We start from the raw sequence: 231 nt of genomic DNA on the forward strand, positions 1-231 counted from the left end.
GTTCAAGTAAAGCCTTTTCTTCTTGTAAATATGCAGCAGTAAGGGACTGCTGACGTAGTACATTAAAATAGGCTTCTGCCACGTTTAAAACATGATCTTGTTTTTGCAGGCGTAAAGTAATTTCACTAAGTGCAACCGAGGTCTTAACCTGTTTATAACCTTCCCATGCATCCATACGAAAAAGAGGCTGACGAGCAGATAAAGTTGCTTGTTTGGTTGTTGATGTATTAC

At 39.0% G+C, this 231-nt stretch carries 1 pseudogene; it reads right to left on the bottom strand.

Going from position 1 to position 231, the window contains the following annotated elements:
* Positions 1-231 (bottom strand): annotated as a pseudogene (locus tag GYB81_RS23765) (TolC family protein); the annotation flags it as partial.

This window comes from Pseudomonas yangonensis (genome assembly GCF_009932725.1).
GTDB lineage: Bacteria > Pseudomonadota > Gammaproteobacteria > Pseudomonadales > Pseudomonadaceae > Aquipseudomonas > Aquipseudomonas yangonensis.